The 24,115-nt window shown below is 61.1% G+C and carries 23 protein-coding genes and 2 pseudogenes; 10 read left to right on the top strand and 15 right to left on the bottom strand.

Going from position 1 to position 24,115, the window contains the following annotated elements; translation table 11 throughout:
- Positions 1 to 172: 172 nt before the first annotated feature.
- Complete coding sequence (locus AB8841_RS21205; protein ID WP_370437777.1) at positions 173 to 304, top strand: hypothetical protein; 132 nt, start codon at positions 173 to 175, stop codon at positions 302 to 304.
- Positions 305 to 621: 317 nt separating this feature from the next.
- Here AB8841_RS21205 and AB8841_RS21200 read toward each other — a convergent pair whose 3' ends face one another.
- The 3 genes from AB8841_RS21200 to AB8841_RS21190 form a co-directional block, all read right to left on the bottom strand.
- Positions 622 to 990 (bottom strand): antitoxin Xre/MbcA/ParS toxin-binding domain-containing protein, encoded by a 369-nt coding sequence (locus tag AB8841_RS21200; RefSeq protein WP_370437776.1) that lies wholly within the window; start codon positions 988 to 990, stop codon positions 622 to 624.
- A gap of 196 nt (positions 991 to 1,186) precedes the next feature.
- The gene (locus AB8841_RS21195; RefSeq protein ID WP_370437775.1) at positions 1,187 to 1,633 is read right to left on the bottom strand and encodes a hypothetical protein; all 447 of its coding nucleotides are present in this window, start codon (positions 1,631 to 1,633) and stop codon (positions 1,187 to 1,189) included.
- Positions 1,634 to 2,033: 400 nt separating this feature from the next.
- A complete protein-coding gene (locus AB8841_RS21190; RefSeq protein ID WP_370437774.1) occupies positions 2,034 to 2,570 on the bottom strand; it encodes a hypothetical protein in 537 nt (178 codons plus the stop codon).
- A gap of 209 nt (positions 2,571 to 2,779) precedes the next feature.
- Here AB8841_RS21190 and AB8841_RS21185 point away from each other — a divergent pair, with 209 nt between their 5' ends.
- Entirely contained in the window at positions 2,780 to 3,025 is a 246-nt protein-coding gene (locus tag AB8841_RS21185; protein ID WP_370437773.1) for a helix-turn-helix domain-containing protein, read from the top strand.
- Positions 3,026 to 3,120: 95 nt separating this feature from the next.
- Here the strand turns inward: AB8841_RS21185 and AB8841_RS21180 are convergent, their stop codons facing one another.
- Positions 3,121 to 3,624 (bottom strand): hypothetical protein, encoded by a 504-nt coding sequence (locus AB8841_RS21180; RefSeq protein WP_370437772.1) that lies wholly within the window; start codon positions 3,622 to 3,624, stop codon positions 3,121 to 3,123.
- Positions 3,625 to 3,690: 66 nt separating this feature from the next.
- Between AB8841_RS21180 and AB8841_RS21175 the strand changes: the two genes are divergently transcribed.
- Complete coding sequence (locus tag AB8841_RS21175; RefSeq protein ID WP_370437771.1) at positions 3,691 to 3,996, top strand: hypothetical protein; 306 nt, start codon at positions 3,691 to 3,693, stop codon at positions 3,994 to 3,996.
- A gap of 132 nt (positions 3,997 to 4,128) precedes the next feature.
- On the opposite strand, the gene AB8841_RS21170 is transcribed toward AB8841_RS21175, so the two are convergent.
- Together AB8841_RS21170 and AB8841_RS21165 are read right to left on the bottom strand one after the other, a co-directional pair.
- Entirely contained in the window at positions 4,129 to 4,362 is a 234-nt protein-coding gene (locus tag AB8841_RS21170; RefSeq protein WP_370437770.1) for a hypothetical protein, read from the bottom strand.
- Positions 4,363 to 5,130: 768 nt separating this feature from the next.
- The gene (locus AB8841_RS21165) at positions 5,131 to 5,280 is read right to left on the bottom strand and encodes a DUF72 domain-containing protein (RefSeq protein ID WP_370437769.1); all 150 of its coding nucleotides are present in this window, start codon (positions 5,278 to 5,280) and stop codon (positions 5,131 to 5,133) included.
- Positions 5,281 to 5,381: 101 nt separating this feature from the next.
- Between AB8841_RS21165 and AB8841_RS21160 the strand changes: the two genes are divergently transcribed.
- Positions 5,382 to 5,615: a hypothetical protein gene (locus AB8841_RS21160; RefSeq protein ID WP_370437768.1), complete on the top strand. Its 234-nt coding sequence runs from the start codon at positions 5,382 to 5,384 to the stop codon at positions 5,613 to 5,615.
- 76 nt (positions 5,616 to 5,691) lie between these two features.
- On the opposite strand, the gene AB8841_RS21155 is transcribed toward AB8841_RS21160, so the two are convergent.
- The 6 genes from AB8841_RS21155 to AB8841_RS21130 form a co-directional block, all read right to left on the bottom strand.
- Complete coding sequence (locus tag AB8841_RS21155) at positions 5,692 to 6,408, bottom strand: hypothetical protein (protein ID WP_370437767.1); 717 nt, start codon at positions 6,406 to 6,408, stop codon at positions 5,692 to 5,694.
- A gap of 16 nt (positions 6,409 to 6,424) precedes the next feature.
- Entirely contained in the window at positions 6,425 to 7,228 is an 804-nt protein-coding gene (locus AB8841_RS21150) for a class I SAM-dependent methyltransferase (RefSeq protein ID WP_370437766.1), read from the bottom strand.
- Positions 7,229 to 7,476: 248 nt separating this feature from the next.
- Positions 7,477 to 8,139, bottom strand: coding sequence for a class I tRNA ligase family protein (locus AB8841_RS21145; RefSeq protein ID WP_370437765.1), 663 nt, complete (start codon positions 8,137 to 8,139; stop codon positions 7,477 to 7,479).
- A gap of 284 nt (positions 8,140 to 8,423) precedes the next feature.
- Positions 8,424 to 9,035: a LysE family translocator gene (locus AB8841_RS21140; RefSeq protein ID WP_370437764.1), complete on the bottom strand. Its 612-nt coding sequence runs from the start codon at positions 9,033 to 9,035 to the stop codon at positions 8,424 to 8,426.
- A 616-nt stretch (positions 9,036 to 9,651) separates the two neighbouring features.
- Positions 9,652 to 10,182 carry an AAA family ATPase gene (locus AB8841_RS21135; RefSeq protein ID WP_370437763.1) on the bottom strand — a complete coding sequence of 177 codons (531 nt, stop codon included), beginning with the start codon at positions 10,180 to 10,182 and terminating at the stop codon, positions 9,652 to 9,654.
- Positions 10,179 to 11,219: an alpha/beta hydrolase family protein gene (locus AB8841_RS21130; protein WP_370437762.1), complete on the bottom strand. Its 1,041-nt coding sequence runs from the start codon at positions 11,217 to 11,219 to the stop codon at positions 10,179 to 10,181. The genes AB8841_RS21135 and AB8841_RS21130 overlap by 4 nt, the downstream gene beginning before the upstream one ends.
- A gap of 333 nt (positions 11,220 to 11,552) precedes the next feature.
- Here AB8841_RS21130 and AB8841_RS21125 point away from each other — a divergent pair, with 333 nt between their 5' ends.
- Entirely contained in the window at positions 11,553 to 12,155 is a 603-nt protein-coding gene (locus AB8841_RS21125; RefSeq protein WP_370437761.1) for a GNAT family N-acetyltransferase, read from the top strand.
- Between the two features lie 49 nt (positions 12,156 to 12,204).
- On the opposite strand, the gene AB8841_RS21120 is transcribed toward AB8841_RS21125, so the two are convergent.
- Positions 12,205 to 12,654 (bottom strand): hypothetical protein, encoded by a 450-nt coding sequence (locus AB8841_RS21120; RefSeq protein ID WP_370437760.1) that lies wholly within the window; start codon positions 12,652 to 12,654, stop codon positions 12,205 to 12,207.
- 131 nt (positions 12,655 to 12,785) lie between these two features.
- Between AB8841_RS21120 and AB8841_RS21115 the strand changes: the two are divergent.
- The 3 genes and pseudogenes from AB8841_RS21115 to AB8841_RS21105 all read left to right on the top strand — a co-directional run.
- Positions 12,786 to 12,899, top strand: a pseudogene (locus AB8841_RS21115) (ATPase); the annotation flags it as partial.
- A gap of 312 nt (positions 12,900 to 13,211) precedes the next feature.
- Positions 13,212 to 14,222, top strand: a complete 1,011-nt coding sequence (locus AB8841_RS21110) for a Gfo/Idh/MocA family protein (protein ID WP_370437759.1) — start codon at positions 13,212 to 13,214, stop codon at positions 14,220 to 14,222.
- 101 nt (positions 14,223 to 14,323) lie between these two features.
- Complete coding sequence (locus tag AB8841_RS21105) at positions 14,324 to 15,979, top strand: MFS transporter (RefSeq protein WP_370437758.1); 1,656 nt, start codon at positions 14,324 to 14,326, stop codon at positions 15,977 to 15,979.
- A gap of 190 nt (positions 15,980 to 16,169) precedes the next feature.
- On the opposite strand, the gene AB8841_RS21100 is transcribed toward AB8841_RS21105, so the two are convergent.
- Complete coding sequence (locus tag AB8841_RS21100; protein ID WP_370437757.1) at positions 16,170 to 16,934, bottom strand: LysR family transcriptional regulator substrate-binding protein; 765 nt, start codon at positions 16,932 to 16,934, stop codon at positions 16,170 to 16,172.
- 91 nt (positions 16,935 to 17,025) lie between these two features.
- Positions 17,026 to 17,732: pseudogene (locus AB8841_RS21095) on the bottom strand (IS6 family transposase).
- Between the two features lie 267 nt (positions 17,733 to 17,999).
- Between AB8841_RS21095 and AB8841_RS21090 the strand changes: the two are divergent.
- Positions 18,000 to 21,110 (top strand): hypothetical protein, encoded by a 3,111-nt coding sequence (locus tag AB8841_RS21090; RefSeq protein WP_370437756.1) that lies wholly within the window; start codon positions 18,000 to 18,002, stop codon positions 21,108 to 21,110.
- 5 nt (positions 21,111 to 21,115) lie between these two features.
- Positions 21,116 to 23,662: a hypothetical protein gene (locus AB8841_RS21085; protein WP_370437755.1), complete on the top strand. Its 2,547-nt coding sequence runs from the start codon at positions 21,116 to 21,118 to the stop codon at positions 23,660 to 23,662.
- Positions 23,663 to 24,115: the final 453 nt, after the last annotated feature.

Raw genomic sequence — 24,115 nt, 5'->3', positions numbered from 1 at the left:
CCTCGTATACTTATTCAGCCCCAGATGAAGCTAAATCTGTCAATCGAAGGTACAATCTCGTTCGTTGTTAACCCCAATCGATGGGTGAAGATTATTCCCACTGGAGCATCCTTGTTCATCTTGACTGCGACAGGCGAACTTGGGCGGCAATGCTGCTAGCCGGGAAACCGGAATGGTTATCCACTCAGTGTCCAATGCCGTGGTGGGGCGGGCTGCCGCCTTATGGCAGCTTTTGGGAAATCTCCAGCGCAACCTCAACGACCGAATGGGGCGCGAAGCGGACCTGATCGGGTCGATGCTCTAACTTCTCCATCTGGCACTAGGCCGAAGTATGGTGAACGTCTGCTCTCGCGGGCATATCCGACATTGACGAAGGTAGGGGCGGGCTTTCGAACCCAAAGGAACCCCGGTGTCGGGTCCTGTTGGCCGAAGGCATCGTGCCAGCAGGTTTCACAGGCGACAGCCAGGACGGCTTCTCCTGGCGTCCGAATGCACAGTTGGATTGGCCCAATGGATGAGCCGACACTCTTGTAGGAACTCTCCACCGTCTCATTGGTCGAGAACTGCAGATCAGGGAGCGGGAGGTCACAGTTGTTTCGTGGCGGTTGGCGGTTATGGTCGCTATAGTGAAACGCTACCGCGACTCTCAAGATAGTCAGCAACCCGCTTTAGGCCCGTACGCTGTTGCATGAGTTCGAGCGGGCGAGCTTCAAGAGCGACATTATAGCTCTTCAGCCATGATCCCGCGGCCCCCGCATCGCCTCCGACAATGCCCGTCAGTAAAACGTGGAGCTGGATAAGAAGCAGGGCATTTGTTGAGGCGGCTTCGTTTGACGCCAGGGACGCAATGACAGTGTTGCCGTCCACTACCCCGATGATGGCGCGAAGGTCCTGATTAGAAAGATCGAGCCAGGCCGCGATGCGGGTCAGCGCCTTTGCGATGATGGTCGCGTCTTCAACCATCAGACAGTTCCGGCTGTTGGCGCTCATGATCCTGTACCCCACGGTTGCGTCTTCTTGTCCGAGGGCCCGTTGATTGGGCAACGCTGCATGCGGATGTCCCGATACGAGCCGGTTCCACGCCAACTGAGAACTGACCAAGTGTTCAGATCTCGGGCCCTGTGATCCATGTTAGGATCTATTGGGCATATGGCTCGCCTAGCGTCTGGACTCATTGCCTGCTCCCTTAAGGCCGAAGTGTTCGCTTGGCCTTAGGATCGACATATTGGAGACAACGGTGAAACACCGTCTCCATGAATGGAAGCAGGTGCTCTTTGTGGAGGATGTAATAGGGCCTGTCGTGCTTTCTGTAACAGGGCGTCTGACTAAGGACGGCATCGTTGTCGAACTCGATGTCGTTCGTATCGACGTCTGACCAGTCAAGAGGCGACTCGGCAAACAGCTCCTTAATACTATGCCCATACACGTGGTGAAGTTCGTCGGGTGATGTGCCATTGATTACGAGAACGCTCTTGAGCGAGAGTTCGACGCAATGGCGCGCAAGTGTTCCGACAGGAACTGACCACGGCATTCGGGCGCCCTCGTCGATCGCTCGCACGATCAGGAAGGCTGCGCGGCCGTAACTCTCAGCGTAGGTGAGAAGCCCAAAAGGTGTTGTGCCGATTGCAGTCACGGCAGCCTTCAGGTTGGTTAGGAAGCCGAGCTGTCATCGAGGTCGGCCTGGGCCCTGGTCTCACGGCCATGCGCTCCCTCAAAAGAGTGCGCACCTGCTTCGCTCAAGAGTTGGTGTCTTACCAGCGGTCTCCTCGGTCTCCGCACACGTGAATGAGTATGATGAGCCAGACATATGTCATCATGGCAGTGGGTCCGAGAGCAAAATAAAACAGGTCGAAATCGGTGAAATGCCCGGTTCGGTGGGCCCACCAGCCGCTGAGCGCCAGGACAGCGGATGCCGTCGCAAGAAGGATTATGACCCGCATCAGCTCTATCTCCTAAGGCCTACGGCAAAAAACAGAGGTTTCATAGAGTTGGTACTCGAGTCCTCGCAGAGCTGCCGCTCATGATGGGGGAGATCACTTTTGAGCGGATCCTTTTCGGTTAGCCTCAAGCAAATGATCCCAGTTGCCAGCTTTCATATCTGCGAGGGGGACAGGAAGGCCCAACGTTGCCCGTGCGGCAACCCATGTTCGATAGTCTGCCACGCGTGTTCGCGCATCGATCTTATGGGTAAGGCTCAGGAGTTCCTGAAGCTGATTGAAGATGGGAGAGAGATCAACTTCAGGCGCTTCAGGAGCCTTGGCAGCCCCATTGAGGGCCCGTTCGAGCCATTCCAAGCCGACCCATTCAACGATGAAGGAAACAACGGCCGAAGCACCCTGTAAGGAGGCGCTTCTGGACGTGGTGTGGCGGTACGGTCGATTGCCGGTCAGCACCTGTCCTTGCGCTTTTCCCCAGCGCTCAAGGGCTAAAAGCCAGTGGTCCCGTTCCCGGGACGGTCCTGTGGCGGCGATCGAGACCTCGAAGGACGGGCGCTGCCAGTCGAGCGCTTCGATCGAGCAACTGAACACGAGGTTGGGATAGTCCGGGAGGCTATAATCAACGCACTTCATGAGGGGACTCAAACATCACCAAAATTCACATCTGCCTTACCCGCTTGGAACAGCGGCGTGTCTCCCGGCTCGGGGACAAGGCTTGAAGGGCGTGGCAGGTCTAGAGGAGCCTTGGCTTGGGGAGGTGGCACGTCGGCTCCTGCGGATGAGGGCATTTTGTAGAGTATACTCCGTGGAAGAATACTCTACAAGGCGGTCCGATCTCGGACATGTCGATCCGAGATGTGCTCGCCCGCAATATCAGAAAGTACCGAAAGGCCGCTGGGCTGTCCCAGGAGGAGCTTGCCCACCGGGCGGAGATCGACCGGACCTATATCAGTTCGATCGAGCGCAGCGTTTATAGCGCGACGATCGACGTCGTGGATCGGCTGGCGAAGGCGCTTGGGGTTGAGGCGGCCGATCTCCTGGTCAGGCCGCGAAGACGCATGGCAGCAAAGACCCCGTCGTCCCGCTAAACAGACGTCCGAGGACAGCTTCATCGATCCGCATGCCAGCCATCTGGCCTCTACCGGATGTGATCCCGCGACTCGAACGCTGAATTTCTGATCGTTCAAGCCGAAAGTGCTGGATGGGTCTCGTTGGGCTTCTTCCAGGGCACGCAGGTGACATAGCCGAAGACCAGGAAGAAGAACGTCAGCGATTTCTGGGCCGCAATCTGCATCGCTTTGGGTTGCCGTGTCGCCGGATCGTATTCCAACGTACAGCTCTGTCCGGTCTGATCCGGTTTCGTCTCGGCCCACATCAGCTCGATTATGATCTGCCCGGGTGTATGTGTGACCGTGTAGCCGCCGATCTTGTGCGTCTGCGGGGTGTTGAGGGTAAGTCTTTTCTCTGTGCGATCGCCTTCAATCTTCACGTCACCGATGCCCGCCGCATGCCCCTTCACGTCAGGCCCTCGTCCTGAGAACCGGCCCATGAACGAGAAGCGCGCCGGACGAGTGATCGGGATCAAATCGATGAGGCGGCGTGCCGCCTCTGCTGGAAAGGTCTCTCCATCAGCAACGAGGCGATCAATCAAGGAATTGGCTTCCAGACGGGCCTGTGCAGTCAGCATTTCAGTCGGTCGCTCCCAAGAGGCCATTTCCTGTTCCCGTAGCTTGCCAGTCTCACCTGAGGATGAATGTGCCGCACAGAAGCGGGCTGGCTTGCCGCTCCACGGAGCGTCGCTTACACATACGATATGGACGGGTCCGAGGATCAACAACCGGAAACTTGGTCGGAGTACCAGCCGCGTGATCCTGAGATCACAGGATTGGTGCAGCAGTTGGCGGCCAACGGGTTGGTTCTCGGCCAGATTGAAGACCTGATCAAGCAAGCCCTGAAAAGCAAGCTGGCGGAACTGCATGAGCGGGATAGCGGCTACGACGATGTCGCCATGGAGGTTCTGGAGGATCTCCGAACACCACCGCGTCAACGGCAACATTGAGCCAGCCGATTGGCTAATGGCGCTGAACCGCGCTTCCAACGCGATCGTCCAGGGATCATCTGGAATGCTTGATGCAATTCGTACTCGATGGGAGGCGAGAGGCGATGGGCCGCTGACACTCAGGACTGTGTCTCAGGGCAATCGAGGTTTAGGATAGGGTGGGCCAGCCAGAGAGGCGATCTGCCCCCGGACATAGCCGAACGACAGGGCGGCGGCCAATCGCTTGATCCGTTGCTCCTGAATGAGTTGTTCGACGAGGAGGGCTTTGATGGCGCTCCTCAGATCACCGCCGCAGGCCTCAATCACAGCCGTGACGTCCGCTTCGATCAGATCGGCGTTATAGTCTGCTCGTTCCTGCTCAGACATCGTCATCTCCATCGAAGCTGCAATGGTACTGCTCGAGGCCCTGAGTTACTATCGAAATGTTCTCTGTTTGTTCAAATTTGTGGAATGCGCGGAAATGTCCTGACGTACAGCTTCCGTGTGGATTGCCCGAGTCGGCGACTAGCCCAAAAGGCTTCCCCGGAACTCGTCAGTTCACCTGCTGAGAGCATTCTGTAACGGCATTTATGGGAGGGCGGGCACTTTGTCGGACGACACTCGCCGTTAGGGCGCGGTTGCCCGCTGCCTGCTTAGCACGATGTTCCTTGCCGTAACTGCGTCGCCGGTTGTAGCAAAGGCTGCGGTGTTGTCAAAGGTGCAAAAGGTGCACCAGGTTTCGCGACCCGCTGCGGCATTGGCGGCGAGCGCCGCTGCGATGGTTGCCAGATTATGCGAGCTGTAGGCGGAGTAGTTGATCTTGGGGGAGCCATGAGGGCGGTAGTATGACAGGCCGCATCAGTCCCCCGGTTTATCAGCGCCTGCCACAGCGGTCGGATCTGCCGCGACGCGGGCAATCCGAAGCTCAGTCAGGAGAGCCGCAACCTCTGGTGTGAACCAGGAGGTATGTCAGGGCTCGCAGACGATGCTGCCGTTGACCCAGTTTCTCATCTCGCCCAGGAAACGGTCGGCGATGCCTGGCTGGAAGCGCAAGCTGGGTGGCAGCTGAACCAACAGGGGCCGAGCTTGGATCCGAGGCTCCCCACCTCTGACAAGAACCGGTCCAGCAGGTCGCCTGTGTCTCTTAGGCGGCGCTCATGGGTGATAGTCTTCGGGGATCTTCACGGCGAAGTGGAAGTGCTCTGGCACCGAGGCCGCCCAGCGCGCGTAAGTCGACGGCCGGTGCGGGCGGTAGAACGAGGAGTTGATCTCGACTGCGTTCAGGACGGTGCTGTATCGCTCCAAGTGGGATCCTGCTGCCGGGAAGGCCGCCGCATGCTCCTTCGGGAGCTCCACCCGGCGGTGCCGATCCGGATCGTGTCCCGGCCGGATGCCCGGATTGTCAGGTGACCTACGTCAGGAACGGCTTGCGTGCCCTCTCGCCTGAGGTCGTCGGCGCGGCGCGCGAATACCTCCGTGCAGTCCCGGACCTGCCGGCCTATGCCAGGGTCGACGGACTCGTGCGGTCGGATGGGTTCATGCTCACCGAACTCGAGCTGATCGAGCCCTACCTGTATCTCGAGTTCGCGAAGGGAGCGGCGGAGCGGCTTGCCAACGCCCTGCTCCAGAGGTTGACGTAACCGGACCCCTCAGATGCACGTCGCAGCCGGAATCCGTGCAAGCGCGTGAGGAGGGCCTCAGGACGATTGATCGCTGCTAGGGGCCGGGCTTTCCGCTACGCAGATTGAGAGCCCGGATCACGTCGGCACCGAGGGTCTGCGTGTTCTTCGCCTCACCCCTGGAGTTCAGGAGATCGACGCCCACCCCCGCAGCGATGGAGCGGAGGACATCCTTGACGACCACGGGCTGGACCACCCCGTCGCGCAGGACGCGGACCGCGCCACTCTCGTACCGAACGATCTCGAAGTCCGAATAGGTTGCGCTCGCGGTGATCCGCAATTCCTCGACGGGGCGCTTCTCCCGTTGGGATCCATGCGCAAGGGAATAGACGTACTTCCCGTCGCTGAGCCGCATCTTGCCCTTGGCTGCGTCGGTCGGCTCGTCGAGCAGTTCCTCGACGGAGATTCCGAGGTCGTCATCCACGTTGACACGGAAGACCATGACCCGGTCAACGAACCCGAACGTCGACGCGTTGAAGGAAACATGGGAGGAGGTCGTCACCGTCTTGACGGAGATGCGCTCGTTCGAGGAGGACACGACGTCGTATCCTCGCTGGTTGGTCTCGAGCGCCATCTGGCCACGCGTGATCATCGCGGCGTAGAGCTCGCCGATCCGGCCCGTGAGGTGGTTCAGTTCAGCGGGAGCCACTCCCCAGCTCAACTCCTTCTCGAACCAGGCAAGGGCCTCGGCAAGCGACTGGATGATCTGAACCTGGGTCAGTGTCGGTTTGAGTTCGGTGGTCTGGGATGTCATTCAGCGTGGATCCTGCCTATGGCGAGACGGTCTTGTGGCTCAGGAACAGCCCGGCCTCCTTCTCGACCTCGACAACACCGTTCCCTTGTTCAAAGGCACGGGCGACGGCGTCCCGGAGCTCGGCGAGCTGCGACTCGCTTGCGCTGTCCCCAGGCGGATAGGAGGTGAGCGCCAGGAAGACATCCTCCGGCTCCGTGATGCGCACCCTTGCCAGGTGCTTCGCCATCGTGACGTTGCCGAATTGGGACCGCATCAGCCGCTCGGCGGTGTCGAAGCCGAAGGCTGAGGCAGCCGGATCCGACGGCAGACTGCCGAACACGGTCGTCAGCTCGTACATCCTGCGCATGTTGCCGGATCCATTGGTCGTGACCGCCAGAAAGCCTCCAGGCTTCAGCACGCGATACATCTCCGCGATGCCCTTTGCTGCATCCGCCAGATGGTAGAGCATGTGCATGGCAATCACGGCATCGAAGGAGCCGTCCTCGAAGGGCAGGGCGGACGCGTCGGCCTGCTGGCCATGGACTGCCCCAAGGGTCAAGGCCCGGCAACGCCCGACCGCTTCCTCGACCATGCCGGGCGACAGGTCCGCAAGGGTGAGATCAAGCCCTTCCGGTAAGCCGCTCGCCGCTGCGGCCCAGAACCAGCCCGGGCCGCAGCCGATGTCGAGGATGCGATCCCCTGATCGAAGAGGCAATCGGCCCGCGACCCATGGGAACCAGCCGACCTCGGCGACGGTGTACTTCGAGTTGATCCGCGCCCGCGCGGCGAGCTTTTGGCTGTCGCTGTACTGTTGGGCCATATCGGTGGTGATGGACGACATGCTGCCTTCTCCTGCGCAGGCGGATGTCCGCTGGTCCTGCAAAGCGTAGGTGCCCCAGGGAACTCTCCCACGAGCTTGAGGGGTTAGCAATTCTGTCCTGTCAGGAACCTGCGCTGAAGGAACATGCCAGGGGAGGTCCGCGTAGGATAACCACGGTTTGGCACAGTGCTTATTCAAAGACCGCTTCAGCCCGCCTCACCCGGAGGCGGGCTTTTCATCGGACCGCGGAGGCACGAAGTCCTGTGATATCACCTATCCTTATCGCCTCCGCCGAACCTGTTCCGCTGCTCGTCAGCCCAGTCCTGCGTGAGCTTCCGGAAGAGGGGCGGCGGCGCCTGAATCGTGCGTCCTGTCCCACTAAGACGCAGTGCAGCGGCACCTGCCGCTGGCCAAGCGGGAACACCTGGTGGACGGCCCAAGGCTCGCAGAACCGTCTCGGCCGCGTTCGGAACGAATGGCCAGGCGATGGTCGCACAGATCCCGACGAGGTTGATGGCCGTCCTCACCGCGACCCGGCACCGCTCGGGGTCGCTGCGGAACGTCACCCACGGTGTCTGAGCCGCAAGATAGCCGTTTGCAAGCCGCCAGATCGCCCGGACCTCGTCCGCCGCCTTTCGCAAGGAGCAGCTTGCGTGGTAGCGCCTGAGAGCACTGAGATGCTGCTCCAACTCCCGCTCCAACCGGCGCTCCGGTTCAGACGGGGCTCCCCCCTCGGGCACCGTCCCCTGGAAGCGCGAGGCGACGAAGGCAAGCGTCCGGTTGACCAGATTGCCGAACGTATCGGCGAGATCATTGTTCACGTCTCGCCCGAAGCGGTCGAAGGTGAAGTCCGTGTCGGTAGGGGAGCCTTCGGAGACGCCGAGCCGCTTGGCAGCTTCGGATGGACTGGGACATTGGGCGGAATGGCTCACGACGCACCTCAGGTTTGCTGACCGTCCCTCTTATCGAGGTGGTCCCAGAGGCTGGGGCAATGAGGTGCTCGCGCTTCTTCAGTGCGCCCGCTTGCTGCGGGAGCAAGCGGCTTGGTCCTGCGGGAGCAAGCGGCTTGGTCCCACAAACGGCATTTTGAGAATTACGCCGTCTCTTTTCGGCATTCGGTAGCAAACGTCACCAAAATCCTGTGATCGGTCCAACCCCATCGGCAACCCATGCAGGTCTTATGTCATGGCACTGGACAGCCCCTGTCCTCAGACATTCACCGGGACGCGATAACGGCCCCGACACCGACCATCGCGCTGCCGGCAATGCGGTTCATCCACCGCACCCGGCCTTGCGGCCGGAACCAGGAGGAGGCCCGCCCCGAAAGGAGGCCGTAGAACCCCATCGTCATCGTATTGACCGTGAAGACAATGCCGAGAACGACCCCTGCGTCGAGGATCGTCAGCGAGCCGAGATCCAGCAACAGCGGCATCAGGCTGGCATGAAAGAGAATCCCCATCGGATTGCCCAGCGCCATCGTGGCCCCGAGCCCTATGTTCCAGAACGTGCGACGGGACCCGGTCGGCCTTCCGTCCATGGGCTCTGGCTTGGACCGCCACATCGTGATGCCGATCCAGATCAGGTAGGCGGCACCGGCATACTTCACGAATGCGAACACCCACCCGAACGTGGCGGTGAGGGCGACCAGCCCCAGAAGAGCCACGCTGACCAGCAGGATGTCGCCGAGGGCGATCCCGAGCCCGACAGCGACCGCGGCGGATGTTCCTCGGGCCAGACCCGTGGAGACGACCCCGAACATGGCGGGTCCCGGCGTCGCAACGTCGACGAGGAGGGCCGCGGCATACGCGAACATCGCTGTCATGGTCATGGGAGGGGTTCCGATGGGAAGGCTATCAATGATCTGGACGCTACAACGACAAATCAGGGTTAACCACCCTTTCGCCGACGCGTTGAATGCTTCCACGATCCCGGACGGTAAGAATGCAGTGGTTCCAGGTATTTGCCTGCTGCCTTGTGGTCTTTGCTACCAAATTCTGGATTGGTGTCTCAGGGCAGCCGCCATCACCGGGAGGATCGCGGCATACGTCGCGCGGTGGCGTCCTGTTCGTGGTGAAGGCCGGATCTGGGCATCCAGTTCAGATCGTCAGTCCGGCGAGCTTCGTCTACGCGGAAGGTCAGCCTGCGGTCAATGAGGAGGAAAGGGAGCGTCTCACAGCCGCGTTCGATCGTGGTGGGGTGGAGTTCGTGAGGACGCTCGTGTGGAAGAAGCCCGTGGATTCCGCACGATGCTGGTACGCAACAGCGGATTGGACGTAGCCCTACGATCCGCCGCGGAAGTGACCCGGATGACCGTCGTGCGGGATCCGCAGTGGGAACTCCTCGGACGGGGCCTATGCCTGTAACATGGCTTTCTGAGGAGCCGCCCGCGTGCCGGCTATTCATTCATGGCACTTGCACGAATGACGTCGGCGTGGCGGGCCGGATCAGGCAACCGAGGCAAGGAAACCCAGGATCTCCTCGCGCGATCTGAGCCTGAGCCTGAGCCTGTTCCTGGCGCAGGCGTCGAACATTACCTCATGGGCCTTGAATGAGTTTGCATTCTCTCGCGTGCGGTATTCACCTGCCCAGGCGATCAGCGCTGCAAACGAGGCCTCGTCACCCCCGCCACGCAGGCCGCGGTGACGGAGGTTCGCCATGCACTCGGCCTCCGGCAGGTCGAGCCAGATCAGGGCGGTGGCCCGGGGCAGGGCCTCCTGGGCAAGCCATCCGTAGACGCCTTCGATCACCCACCGCTCGCCGGCGGCAGCCTCCCGCACCATGGCCCTTGCGGCTTCGGCATCCCGCCGTCTGCCGTAGCCGCCCGGTTCCCAATGGATCGCATCGAGATCGATCACAGCGCCATTGACGACCCGCGCGAGACGGACGGCCAGCCAGCTCTTCCCGGACCCGCTGTTCCCGACGATCACGGTCCGCCGGTAGGCCGACCGATTGGTGGCGGTGCATTCCTGGGTCATGGCAGCGCCGACAGGTTCCGGTGAAGGGCGTCCGCGATCCTCGCCGCGATCTCGTGGTGAACCTCCTCGCGGGGGCGATTGCCGTTACGGCAGATCGCATCGTCGTCCCCGTCGTCCCGCAGCAGGGCAGGTCCGTCCGGCGTGCATGGATTGAACGCGCTGAAGCTCGTGGCATCGGGAACGGTGTCGTAACGGGAGGTGGGGAGAAGTGTCCTGAACCCCGATGCGTCAAGGGCAGGGGGGATCGTGCCGGGAGACCCGAGATTGATGATGTCGACCGGAACCTCGATCCCGGCGAGGCTCTCGGGAGCGAAGCTCGTGCTCAGTTCCGGATCGACGGCAACGACAGCCTTGATCCGCTCGTCCCGATAGGATCGGCTGAGCGTCGCGGCATTAATCGCCATCAGGTCGACGCCGCCACGGGCGAACCAGGCACAGTCCACGGCCGCCTCGGGCCGGTCACATGAGCGCGCATAGCGGTCCGGATCGAAACGGGCTCCGGCGAGGACCAAGGCGGACGTGCCGCCGAGGAAGAAGCCAACGACAGCAGCCTTCCCGGTCATGATTCTTGGGGCGAGGTCTGGGTCATTCTCAATAGCCGTGAGGGTTGCCGAGAGGTCGGCAGGGCGCAGCCAGAGTTCCGGGACGGCTTTCCGGGCGTCCTTCGGGCCGAGGGCGGGTGGGCGCATGACGCCGATGACATAGCCGCGGGCGGCCAGGGCGGCTGCGATCCAGGCCTCGTGGTACGGTGCGGCCCTGAAGCCGCCATGCGCCATCACAATGACGGGATAACGCCCGTCCGCGGGAGGGGCATTCCACAACGCTGGCGTTCCCTTGAAAATCCTGCTCTCGCCGACCATCTCGGATGAGCCCTTCGCGTCGGTAGGATACCAGACGGTCAGGCCGATCGACTGGCCCCGAGCTGGTGCGGCTGCGGTCAGCGAGCGGACTCCGACCCCGTGCTCCGGTACAGCAGCGGCGGTACCGACGATGGCGTGAAACAGGAATGCGGCAGTCCAGACCAAGCCCCGTGACATCGTCCTCTTCCCTCCGATCGCATGGGAGTTGCACGATACTGTGAAGCTTGCCCGATGTCCCGGGATCTCGACCGTGCCGGACCTTCGGACTTTGCTCCATAAGGTCAGATACTCGAAATTGCCGCCCATCATCGGGCTTGGCTTTGAGTCCGTCGATTCTAAGATTAAAGTCATGATCAGTCGTTCGTTCAATGAAGCGCAAAATTCCACGCACCTAAAAGGGTGCGCGGGAACGGTGCTGCATTGACGTCAGCCTGATCATCCCGCGGACCCTCCCGAGGAGGGTAGGGTCCTGGCTTCTGCTCTCCTCGGTACCACACTTTGGAGAGCTCAATGAACAGCGCCCCCTTTCCCCAGGAGCCTGCACCGCCGGCTCGGCTCGTCGGCCGTGGCGGGATCGAACTGGTTGCCCCCAGCCCGGAGCGCCTCCCCGACTATGAGGCTGCTCTTGAGAAAGGGTGGTCCTCCGACACGACCCGGGACGTCAGCCGGGAACAGCTCACGGTCCTGCGGGCCGATCCAGGATCCTTCCTTGAGGGACTCACCGATCAGAACGGTACCGTGACGCTTGTCGACGGGCGTGTTGTTCCCCGCCTGCCATTCCGTCTCTTCTGGATCTGGGACGGCGCGTTCTGCGGGAGCATCATGCTGCGTTTCCAACCTGGGACAGAGGAGTTGCCGCCCTATTGTTTGGGCCATATCGGCTACTCGGTGGTGTCCTGGAAGCAGCGGCGCGGCTACGCCACGGCCGCCTTGGGACTGCTCCTTCCGGTTGCAAAGGCGGAAGGGCTCGAGAGGGTTCTGATCACCTGCAAGGGCACGAACCTTGCCTCCCGCAAGGTCATCGAAGCGAACGGTGGTGTCCTGGATCGGGCCGTGCCGATGGAAGAACTGCCTGGTGAGATGAGGCTGTATTACCGGGTGCCCACGGCTTGAAATGGGAGAAAGGGGGAAGGGTGGATCACCTTATCCCTTTCCCGCTACTTCATGAAAATGGCCCTGAAGGAGGCATATTCGATAGCGTCGCGTATCCGAGATTGGCGGTCAAGCAGATCCGTTCACATGGCCCAATCTGATGACCTCCAAGACCAGAGATATAGATCTCGGGATCCATCATGAGTTCAACCTCATCGTTCTTCCAAACGCTCCAAACATGGCCGGGATCAAACGTCAGCCTGGCTTGGGCTTGCCCGAACCTGATCACGGCTGTGTATCCCTGATCCAGGAACTCGACGGTGAATGGGTTGGGCGGATCGGAATCACGCTCACCGTAGCAGTTTAGAGGGCGGGGACCATCCAGTTCGAAGAAGGATGGCTTTTGGCCGATCGGAAGCCAGCCGGCAGTGCATGCTACGCCCAGACTCACGATGGCGACGCAAAATCCGGTAAAGGTCAAACGGAACAGCCATCCAAGGATGAGGAGAGGATGAGGCACCAGATCTCTCCACGTGGGGGTGAGAACCATTCAGATAGAGAGCAAAGTTATCCCAGGCTGATCAATCTTCAATCGGGTTAGAATTCAGGCTCCGTGAATGGGCTTCACGGCATTGCGCGGTGCCTATGGCCCACGAAGTCTATCCGTCCAAGGAGGCGCTCGAGGAAGCACTACAAGGCTCGGCGGCCGCAATGCCGGAGCAGTTAGAGCAGCTCGACGAATTGCTTTCCAGCAAAAGCGAGTAGCGCGGGTCGGGAAAGCCGCCTCGGGGGAACTCTGCTCGTGGCACTCCTGCGACGCAAAGCCTTGGTCAGCTTTGGTTGGTCAGAGCTGACGTTCATTGAGCACCCGGAATGTGAATGTCTGACCCATAAGGGTCACTTAGGATATCCGACTGTCCGCAGTCCGGTGGTACCCGTTAAGGATGCCTCATTGGACGCCCAACGCCATAAGGCAAGCCCATCTCTTTTCGGTAGGCAGCCTCGCGCTTTAGGTTCAGGCGAACGCCGAGTGCCTTCACGGACCGGACGACGCGCAGACAGAAGGATCCCTCATTCATGAAGAAGATCGGTTTAGCCATCATCGGCCTTGGCCCCGCATCGCAACCACATTCGAAAAGCCTCCTCGATCTCTCGGACCGGATCGACGTTCACTGGGCAGCCAGCCGCACGCCCGAGCGCGTTCAGGCCTATCAGCACCAGTTTCCCTTTAGTACGACGACGGATCTCGATGCCGCCATCCAGGATCCGGCCGTCGACGGGGTCCTGGTCCTCACACCCCCGAGTAGCCACCTCGAGGTGTCGGAACGCTGTTTTGCGGCAGGAAAGCATGTTCTGGTGGAGAAGCCTCTGGACCTGACCCTCGATCGAGCCGAGCGTCTCGTTGCTGCGGCGCAGGCGGCGGGCGTCACGTTCGGGGTCGTCCTCCAGCAGCGGTTCAGGCCCGGCAGCCTCAGACTGCGGCAGGCGCTGCTCGGGGGAGCGATCGGCACGGTTCAAGCGGGTTTCCTGTCTGTGCCGTGGTGGCGCCCGCAGAGCTACTATGACGAGCCCGGACGTGGCACCCTGGCCCGGGATGGCGGCGGCGTTCTCCTGACCCAGGCCATCCACTCTCTCGATTTGTTCCGATCGCTGGTTGGTGTCTCCAGCGTCATCGCCGCCGATGTGCGGACGACCGATCTTCACCGCATGGAGACCGAGGACTACGTCGCGGCACTTCTGCGACTGGGCAACGGATCGCCGGGAACCCTGATGGCGACGACGGCAGCCTATCCCGGGCATCCTGAGCGCATTGAAGTCATTGGCACGAAGGGTTTTGCATCGCTCATAGGCGGGACGCTGCGCCTGTCCTTCCTGGATGGGCGGGAGGAAATCGTTGAGGCCGAAGGTTCAACGGGGAGCGGAGCAAGCATCATGGACTTTCCTCATGATGCACACCGGGCCCTCATCGCTGATTTCGTGGATGCAATTGATGACCGTCGCCAGCCTAGCGTGTCAGGCGAGGAAGCCTTGGCGAGCCAGCGCCTGGTCTCGGCAGTGCTCGCTGGCGGGAAGGGTGTACAGCATTGACAGGTCCAATAGTCTCGGTGGTTTGTCCAAAGTAGAGGAGCCGCGTTGACATCGCACACGCTGCACGTGTCAAACCACGGTGCGGGGAAGGAAACAATCCATTGGAACACCAGCCGTCTGCGCTGTCACCATTCCGGCATCACATCTTTCGGGCAGTGTGGTTTGCCAGTCTTGCGTCGAATTTCGGCAGTTTGATCGAGTCGGTCGGCGCTGCCTGGCTGATGACCTCCCTCGGGGCGTCGGCGGCCATGATCGCCCTGGTGCAGGCATCCACCACATTGCCGATTATGCTGTTCTCCCTGGCAGCCGGCGCCATTGCCGACAATTTCGACCGGCGCAAGCTCATGCTCACGGCCCAGGTTTTCCTGCTGGTCGTCTCGATCGGCCTCACCCTCTGTGCCTATTTCGGCCTCGTGACACCTTGGCTCCTGCTCCTCTTCACCTTTCTGATCGGCTGTGGCACCGCCTTGAACGGTCCGGCATGGCAATCCCTGGTCGGGGAGATGGTGCCACGCTCTGATCTTCCCGGTGCCATCGTCCTCAACAGCATGGGCTACAACATCGCCCGCAGCGTTGGGCCGGCAATCGGTGGCGCGATTGTCGCCGCGGCCGGGGCCTTCGGGGCCTTCGCTGTCAATGCCGTAAGCTACGTTGGTCTCATTGCGGTGCTGGCCCGCTGGCGGCCTGAGACGCCTCCCAGGGTGCTGCCGCCGGAGTCGCTTGGGACCGCCATGGCGGCTGGTCTGCGCTATGTAGCCATGTCGCCGAGCATCAGCCTCGTCCTGGTCCGCGGGGCCATGTTCGGCCTGGCCGCGATCGCCGTCCAGGCCCTGATGCCGCTCATCGCGCGGGACCTGGTTCACGGTGGGCCGCTGACCTTCGGCCTTCTGCTCGGTGCCTTCGGCGCAGGAGCTGTCTGCGGTGCCCTGCTCGCCGCCCGGCTACGACGATCCTTGTCTATCGAGGCCATTGTGCGCGTGGGCTTCATCGGCTTTGCCGTTTGCGTGATCGGGGCGGGCCTGAGCTCATCAGCCGTTCTCACTATGGTTGCCATGGTCTTCGGAGGCGCGAGCTGGGTGGTGAGCCTGTCGAGCTTCAACGTGACCGTGCAGCTCTCGGCGCCGCGCTGGGTCGTTGGCCGGGCGCTCGCGCTTTACCAGATGGCCACCTTCGGCGGCATGGCCTGCGGCAGTTGGATCTGGGGAATGCTTGCTGAGCGGTATGGCGTGAGCGAGGCTCTGTGGATTGCAGGAGGCGTCCTCATTGCCGGTGCCGCTTTTGGGCTGCGTTATGCCTTGCCGGAGTTGAAATCGCTCAATCTCGACCCGCTGAGCCGATGGAAGGAGCCCGCCGTTGCGCTCGATATTCGTCCCCGAAGCGGCCCGATCGTCGTGACGATCGAGTACCTCATCCGCGAGCAGGACGTAGCCGACTTCTTGGCCGTGATGGCCCTGCGCAGGCGTGTCAGGCGCCGCGACGGCGCCCGCCACTGGACCCTGCTGCGCGATCTTGAAAACCCCAAGCTGTGGCTTGAGCGTTATCACACCCCCACCTGGCTGGAGTATGTGCGCCACAATCAGCGCAGAACCCAAGCAGACGCCGCGATCGGGGAAAGATTGCTGGCCCTGCATCAGGGCCCCGAAGTGCCACGCGTCCATCGCATGATCGAGCGCCCCACAGGTTGGCTCACCCCAGATGCAGCATCGTCGGTCCGCGACACCGCAGGACCTCTCGCGGACACTGCCGGTCCATCGTGACAAGCTCGACCTAAAGTTCAAAACGTCTCATCCTGGCACGACGCGGGAGGAGCGCTCTGGTCTACTGATGCGCGATAAGCCGACCTTCAATTCATCGGCTGTTCGTTACTCTTTGACCCATAGCGGTACTTCCCAGTCTGCGCACTTCACCTTCATGTGTAGGGTCACGCATCGCGAAGATGCTCGGACTTCATGCGTCTGCTTCCGGATCGGCCCCAGTCTCGATAGTGAATTGGTCCTTGTCCACCCAAGGGATCAGGATCTGGATTTGGGGAAGCACGGTGTCGAGGAGCACCGAACGGCATATCCGAGCGATCTGTCGTGGCATGTCGCCGTGTTCCTCCTTCCGGGCAATTAGATAGAAACAACGCGATGTTCGAGGGCCTGGCAAAGGATCCAATCTCGCCTTGCCGACGAAATGGCGGGCATGAAGCAAGCAAAGTGCGGTGGTCAGGGCCCATCCCGGGCCCGCGGAGACCATGCTCAGCAGGGTGTCCGACGAGTCCATCTCGAATCGGTCGACAGGCTCGAGACCCAGCCTGCGGAGGTGGACGTCGATGTGTACCCCAAGCGACGACCGGCGGCTGTACCTGACCAAGGGCAACTGGTGGGCCAGTCCACGCAGCCCATCGATGGACAGCTCGGAGTATTCGGCCGGGGTGACGAGCAGGAAAGGGTCACGGAAGAGCTCGTGGCGTTCCAGCCCTTCCACGGAGTCGAACGGATCGGTCGTTACGATCAGATCGAGTTCCCGCCCCAGCAGCGCCTCGCGGATGGTGGCGTTGATGCCGGAGGAGCGGAGGGTGAGCTGCTCCGCGCGGCTTTGCAGATGCGGCACAATATGGGGCCCGAAGGTGGAGGCGAAGCTGTCCGTGAGGCCCAGACGGATCTTGGGAAACGCGGCTTGGGCGCTCTGGCGGACGGTCGCCGAAATCTTTCGGGCCTCGAGCAGCATGGAGTCGGCATATGCCTGGAACCGGTACTGTCAAGTTGATGTCCAATGGCCAAAGCTGGCCCGGTCGGAGCCGCCAGATCGGTCCAAGCGATCATCTGAGCGTAGCACTGGTGGCATCGCACCAAGTGGCGAAGGCGTGATCACGCGCAATCCGGTACTCATTGGCAGACAGGCGATGACGGCGGAGCTGGAAGTGGTTGTGGATCAGGCTATGGGTTGAGAGAAACTGCTGGGCCTGCCGAGCTGACTTGAAGCGCCGCATGTGGCGCTCCCGCCGTCGGGTCGGTTGGTGTGAGACCTCACAGCGGTTGTTCAAGTATCGACTCTGGCGATGCTCAACACCCTCCAGGATCCCGCGTTTAGCGGCGGCATAGGACCCGAATTTATCCGTCACAATCACTCTGGGCGTGTAGCACAAGCCCTTCAGCAGCTTGCGAAAGAGCGCTTGGCCGCTTTCGTGTTGCGGCGGCTCTGGACCAGCACGTCGAGCACGTTGCCGTGCTGGTCTACTGCTCGCCAGAGGTAATGCAGCTTGCCGCGGATGCGGACAAACACCTCATCCAGAAACCATTTGTCACCAGGTTTTGGCCGCCGCCTCTTGAGGCTGCTGGCGTAGCTCCGTCCGAAGCGCAGGCTCCACTCACGAATGGTCTCGTAGCTGACCACGATGCCTCGCGCCGCGAGGATCAACTCGACTTCGCGCAGGCTCAGGCTGAAGCAGTGATACAACCAGACCGCCTGGTTGATGATTTCAGCTGGAAAGCGGAAGCCGCGGTACGGGTTGGATATCGTGCTCATACCCGCGACCCTGCCATACGCCCTCAACCGTTGCCAACCTGACAGTACCCGCATCATGCGTCGCGCGTTAGCAGACCAAGCAGCAAGGCTGGCGGTGCCACCCCAAGCCTAAGAACTATCTTTGTTTACACGGCCGACCTGATCTGGAGGCTCACATGGTCCCGCAGTCTGTTATTAGGCATCTAGTCACACCGGGGGGCATAGAGTAAGTAACGTCACGGAATCTGGTACAGAATTTCGGCCAAATCTAAAGAGGGGGACGCGTCGATGGCGACGATCGAGATTGATCTGGACTGGGACGGACCCGCGCAGCAGGGGGCAGGTGGAGGGAGCGGTCCAGTTGGGGGAACTATCCGCCAAGAAGCCCTAAGCCAAGTCATTCGCAAACTCTCCGTCAAGCCTGACGGTGAGGCCGAGCGCGACAACCTACAGCGGCGACGCCCCTTAGCACTAGACGTGATATCTCATCGCCGCCATGACGCTATCTTGGTTAGCGCTCGCCGCGGCGACGGCAAGACGACATTCCTGACCGAGGTCCTCCGGCTACTTGAGGCAGGGCGATCAGCCTATCTGCCGTACATGCCGGAGGGCACAACGGAGGACAAGGTTGCTTCCCTCTACAGTCTGGGTATTGTCGACCCGACGCTCATCGAGACCAAGCAGAACATCGTCATCATCGTAATCGAGAAGATTAAGGTCGCAGTTGATCGGGCCTACCGCTTTGAGGGGGAAGGAAAGAAGGGTGAGTACGAGGATTTCAAGCGTACACTGCACGATTTGGCAGCCGGCCTGACCCTGCTTGACGGGATCGGCGACAGCGCGCTCTATGGTAAGGACTGGGCGGACGCCGACTATGTATTGGAACGAGGCCTTGATAAGGCGCGTAGCGCCGGTGAATTCGAAAGGGCGTTCCACCTCTACGTAGAGAAAGCCCGCAAGTTCATCGGTACGGACGCCTTCGTACTCGCAATCGACGATGTCGACACCTCCTTTGACCGGGGCTGGCCCGTCCTCGAGGCGCTGCGGAAATACTTTGCGACGCCCCGCCTGAAATTGCTGCTCGCCGGGGATCTGAGGCTCTACACCCTCCTCGTGCGGCAGCAGCAGTGGAAGCAGATCACCCGCGAGTTTTTCGAGGTCGAGCAGAAGGTGACTGAGCCGAGCTCCTATGCCGATCAACTCGTCGGCATGGTCGACCTCCTTCAAGACCAATACCTCGTCAAGATTGTGCGCCCGGAGAACCGGGTGGCACTGCCGCCGCTTCTGCATTATGCCAAATCGCCTGGAATTGCATTCCGCTCATCGCGCGCGAATCCGGACATACTGATAACGCAAGAGCAACTCCGGCGGCGGTATGCCAATGATCTCCTTGGGATCCAGGCCGCAGGTGATCGTGACCTGATCTGGAACACATTGCTCCGGCTGCCACTGCGCAGCGGACTGCAGGCTATTGCCGGCGCTTGGGACCTCTCGCGCGATGACAGGGCTCCCCAAGGGGATAAACTCGGCAAGGCGGCACAGCGGCGGGCTCGCGATGCCCTCGGTCATGTCGCATCGGCGGGGATGATGAGCCTTGATTTGGCCGAGTACGATCTCGATGATCCAAACCCCAGCCACGTTCTGGGCGCGCTCAGCCAGTGGATGACAGACAAAGGGTTATGGTTGACGATTTCGCGCTTTCACCCAGGCGGTGTGGACGATACCAAGGACCTTGTGAGCATCCGGATCGCAGCTCGATTGGTCGAGCTGTTCCGCGACAATTTTCACGCCACCATTGGTTACTGGCTGCGGATCTGCGTCATACGGGAAAAGCTAGACCGTGGCGAGATCGCGCCTGCTCGCCTCAAGTCGTTGGGGAGGCGATCGGAGAAAGAGGACGAGCCTGACCTTCGGGTTCTGATGGAGCATCTCAATGCCGCAAGCACCGAGCGCACAACTGAGTTCGTCAGCCGACTTGCCGCCTGGGATGCAGGACGGGGTCGCCAGATCAATCGTACCATCCGCCTTAGTGGCGCCAGCGTGCCAGGGGTGTCGCGTCTGCGCGAGGCTGATGTGGTGGCGTTGGATCTGTACGGTATACCAGGGGGGGACTTTAAGCGTGACGTGTTTCGAAGCGTAGTCGCGAATGGGGACGAAACGAAGCGGGCAGATCTTCTTGCTGCCCTTCCTCCTCCGTTGCGCGGTTATCATGAAGCGCTCATCAAGGCTGATTGGTCGTATTCGTCCAAGCGGGGACGGGAAGCTGGCTTTATCGCGACGTTTGCCAATACATTGGACACTCTGCGGGCCGGGCTCGATGGGGATGCACAGGCTGCCGCCATGATGCCGGCTCTGCGTCCTGTCAGCGGGCAGGGAGCCGAGAACGGTGTCTACTCGATCCTGCGCCTTATTGCGGCAGTGGCCGAGCTATTGGAAGACGGTTCGACTGCTGATTCCAGCGATCGTGTGAGCCGCATTCGGGGTCTGATTATGACCTTGTCGGAACTGAGAAGCTATCCGACCCCGGGTGTCTGGTCCGAGGCTGGGACGGTCGAGGATGAAAATGAGGCGGGTCAACCAAGCGATGATATCAGTGACGATGGAGCCGAGGGGCCGGACGAGGTGTCTGCTCTTGCAGACGTCCTTTCGCATTGGATTGAAGCGATAAAGAGGGACGGACACCCGATTACGCTCGCGCCCCTCACCCTTGCCCGCGCATGGACGCGTTTCACATATGCGTTTGACGGCATCGTGTCGCGACTGACTCACACGCGCACCCGCTACTTAGGTGTGCTGATGCACCGGTCCATCGTAGCTTTCCTGCACGCGGTGGGGGTCGAAGCGCTTCGTGCGGCTGGATACGCATTAAGGGCGAAGGTGATCGATAATCCGATCGAAAGTAGCATTCCGTTCCTACAATTGCTGAACGAGATCGATGGAACTACTACCGAGAGTAACGATCCCAACCTCCGCTTCTTTCAAGTGATCTTCTCATGCCCGCTCTGGGGATATTTCCTCGCCCGAACCGAGGCCGATATCGTAGGAAAAGTTGACCGCGAGAACGCAACAGCGGAGGTTTTTAGTCGCTACATGAAAGCTGTGGCCGCGGCAATCGGCCGGGAGCCACAGTACGAGGTAAAATTCAGCCACAATGGAAAGGAGGCGACATTCGATGGTCTCTACTTCGTATTGAACTCCTTGCAGCTCCAGGGCCTACCTCGATCCAAGAAGAAGCAACTCGTCGGAGCCGGTGTCGAGCTTGACAAAACTCTCCGGAGGCTCGGAACAGAACTGGGATTGAAGACAATGCCGGAGGCACAGGAAGCCTCCACCTCTGCAGCGACCAACAAGGGGCGTAGCGAGCAGCATCGTTCTTCCCGTGATGGCTCGGATCTCTGACCCCGATGGCTTCTCTTATCTATCGCCGTGCCTTCAGCGATAGCCACGGCCTGAGCCTGCTCGGCCGGGGCGAGATCCCGACGATAGAGGGGACACGCCGCCGCATCTTCATAGCCGAGCGGAGGACGGATGTCAGACGTCCGGACCACTTTTATAAGGGCTACCTCGAGCATCGCCTTGGCGCTGCTCGGCATGTGGGTGATCTGCCTGGGATCGTGCTACGCAGCCTCGCCGAACGCTATTTAGAGCGGCGCGACGGGCGGGTAGTTGTGCGCTACGAGCTCTTCGGCGAGTGGCACGAACTCTTACCTTTCCTTTCGCCGCTCGCCGTCATCGTCGCATTCTTGGTCGAAGAAGGGCGTGGCCCCCCGCCCGGAGCCGATCCGCGACCATTCCTCTCTAACGAGATTGGCGAAACGGCACTAGTTGGAGCTGCGGACCCGGGTCTCGACGATCTTGTTGCCCGCAAGGGGCTCAACGAGCTCCACATGCATCTCAATGGTTCGACCGAGCTCGATGTGATCTGGCCGGATGCATCCGGCGCGCCGGTAGCGTTCTATGCCGAGCTGAAGGATGCCCAAGCGAAAAATCCGGAACCCTCGGCCGAGCTTTACGAGCAGCTGGAACCTGGGTTGAATCCATTCGGCCTGTATCAGCGCCTCCGTGCCGTTCGACGCGTACGCCGGCACCTCGTCGGGGAGCTTGACCCTAATCTCGCAGGCAAGGCCGAGGACGGCTTGCCAACATTCGGGATTTCCGCCCTGCTCAATGCTGCCGAGTTTAATCGCTCGGATATCGACTGGCGCCGTCCGTGCGGGCCTGGCCTAGGCGTGCATCCGGCACGCGCGTTGTTCGCGGGCCCGCTTTACCGACCCATCGTTGAGGAGGCCGGCTTTCTCTATGCCTGCCTCTCCGCGCTTCGGCGCGGTTCTAGCCAAGAAGCGATCGGGCTTGGGCTCTATTTCAACTTTCTCGTACTAAACCAGATATCACGCTTGGCCGTCCAGCAGGTCGACGAGGCAGGCTTTGACCAGTTCCAGAAGTACACCCTTCTCGGCACGCGCGAGCGGATTGAGCGGCGCTACAGCGCCCGCTTTCGTCAGCTTAATATCAATGAGCCCTTCGACACGTTAGCGCATCTGGAAGGCCGCTTTGCGCCTAAGTCCAGCGCGAACAAGACGCGCGAGCTCATTGCGACCATCGTGGACGGCTATTTAGACTTCCGGGGATGTAAGTCGGTGAGGAGGACGCGGAACCTCGAAGGCATGCCACCGCCCTGTCTTTTCGGGCGCGTCTGCAGCACCGAACCCTGCGGCTCGGTCGGGCGCCCGGATGCCGAGTTTTCCCTGGTAGCGCACTTCATCAAGCGGCCGCCCACGGCAGCGAACGATCGCGACCGGCGTTGTCGCGACAGCGACCTGCGCGCCACGCTCGATGAGCAGGCACGCACCCTGCAAGCCCTCGTGGAGGGGAGCGCGACGGTGCGTGCTCTCCTCCAGGGCGTCGACGGTGCTTCCAACGAGCTGCACGCGCCACCAGAGGCGTTCGCCCCCGCGTTTCGCCTTGCCCGCAGAGCCGGCATTCCCCGGGCGACGTTCCATGCTGGCGAGGATTTCCGGCACCTTCTGTCGGGCATCCGGGCAGTCGCGGAGGCGCTCATCTTCCTCGATCTTCGCTCTGGGGATCGGATCGGTCATGCGACAGCGCTTGGTATCGATCCCATGCTATGGCTAACTCGGACGGCCCCGCGCTCTGTCCTGAGCCAGGCTGACATCCTTGATGATGCAGTCTTCGCGCACCGTTCGCTGGCCGCGGTCAGTGGCTTCGCCGGCGACATGCTGCGCCTCGAGAGCCTGATCGCCGTCCACTCGGAAGCGCTATACGGGCAGGAGCGGAGCCCCGATCTCCTCTATAGGGCCTGGGAGTTGCGCCTCCTAGACGCATTGAAGGTGAGGGTCATCGAGCGAAGTCTTCAGAGACTTGGAGTGGCGCCGACGGCGGAATCCGTGGCACGAGAGGCGCAGTTTCTGTCAGAGACAGCGATTGACAAGGCGGAGGCCGTTGAGCTGCGCCTCATTGCAGACAAGGTCGGCCAGTCAGGCGCCGCTTACGAACTCTTCAGCAAGCGTCATGCCTTGGACCCAGCGCGTGCCGGAGAACTCGTCGACATCGATGCATCATGGATCTCCCCCGACGCCGTCGCTGCGTTGCAGAACCACGTCCTTGGGCTAGTCAACAGCCGCGGGGTGGCCCTCGAAACCCTGCCGACGAGTAATCTTCGTATCAGCTTCTACGACGAAATGGCCGAGCACCATCTCTTCCGTTGGCTTGGGTTCTGCGGACCCGATATCACGAATCGCCCGACCGTTTGCGTCGGCAGTGACGATCCTGGGATCTTTGCGACCAACCTTAAGAACGAGTATGCCGCGATCGGGAGCGTGCTGCGTCGACGGTTCAAGCTAACGTCGGCGGAGGCGACGCGTAGATTGGAAGACCTAAACGACAACGGGCGCGTGCACCGGTTCCGCCCTAGCGATAAATCTCGGGGATAAGGATGGCTTTCGTGGAAGACGAGCCGTGGGGTGAGCTAGCGATGCTCTCCGAAGTGATGCGCCTCAGCGCCGAGATCTCCTGGACCGCGGTTCCGCTGCTCAGCCGCCACTAAGGCAGGGGCGCCGAGATCGACTCTCAATTCCGCAAACCTTCCCGACGAGGTCGCGACCGTTTTGGAAGCGAGTCAGGCTTCTGTTCAAGCTGCATTCCGGTTGGCCGAGGCAGTTGCATCCAAATGGGCTACTTAGCTCACTACCAACATATTCCCGCACCTTTCCTGCCCCTTCGTTAGGAGCCTACGCCTGGACAGCTTTGCCGAGGAGGGCGGAGTGGCGAACCTGACTGGTTACGCCCTACCTACGATCTCAGCACCACCTGACTTGGTCTTCGGGCGAAAGAACACGCGGTGAAGCGCGGCTTTGCGTGGCGCTTCGCGTCTTAGTGAGGGCTGA

Origin of the sequence: Microvirga sp. TS319, assembly GCF_041276405.1 — a bacterium.
Taxonomy (GTDB): Bacteria; Pseudomonadota; Alphaproteobacteria; order Rhizobiales; family Beijerinckiaceae; genus Microvirga.
The sequence above is the reverse complement of the archived record's forward strand: the minus strand, read 5'-3'. Positions and strand labels throughout refer to the sequence as shown.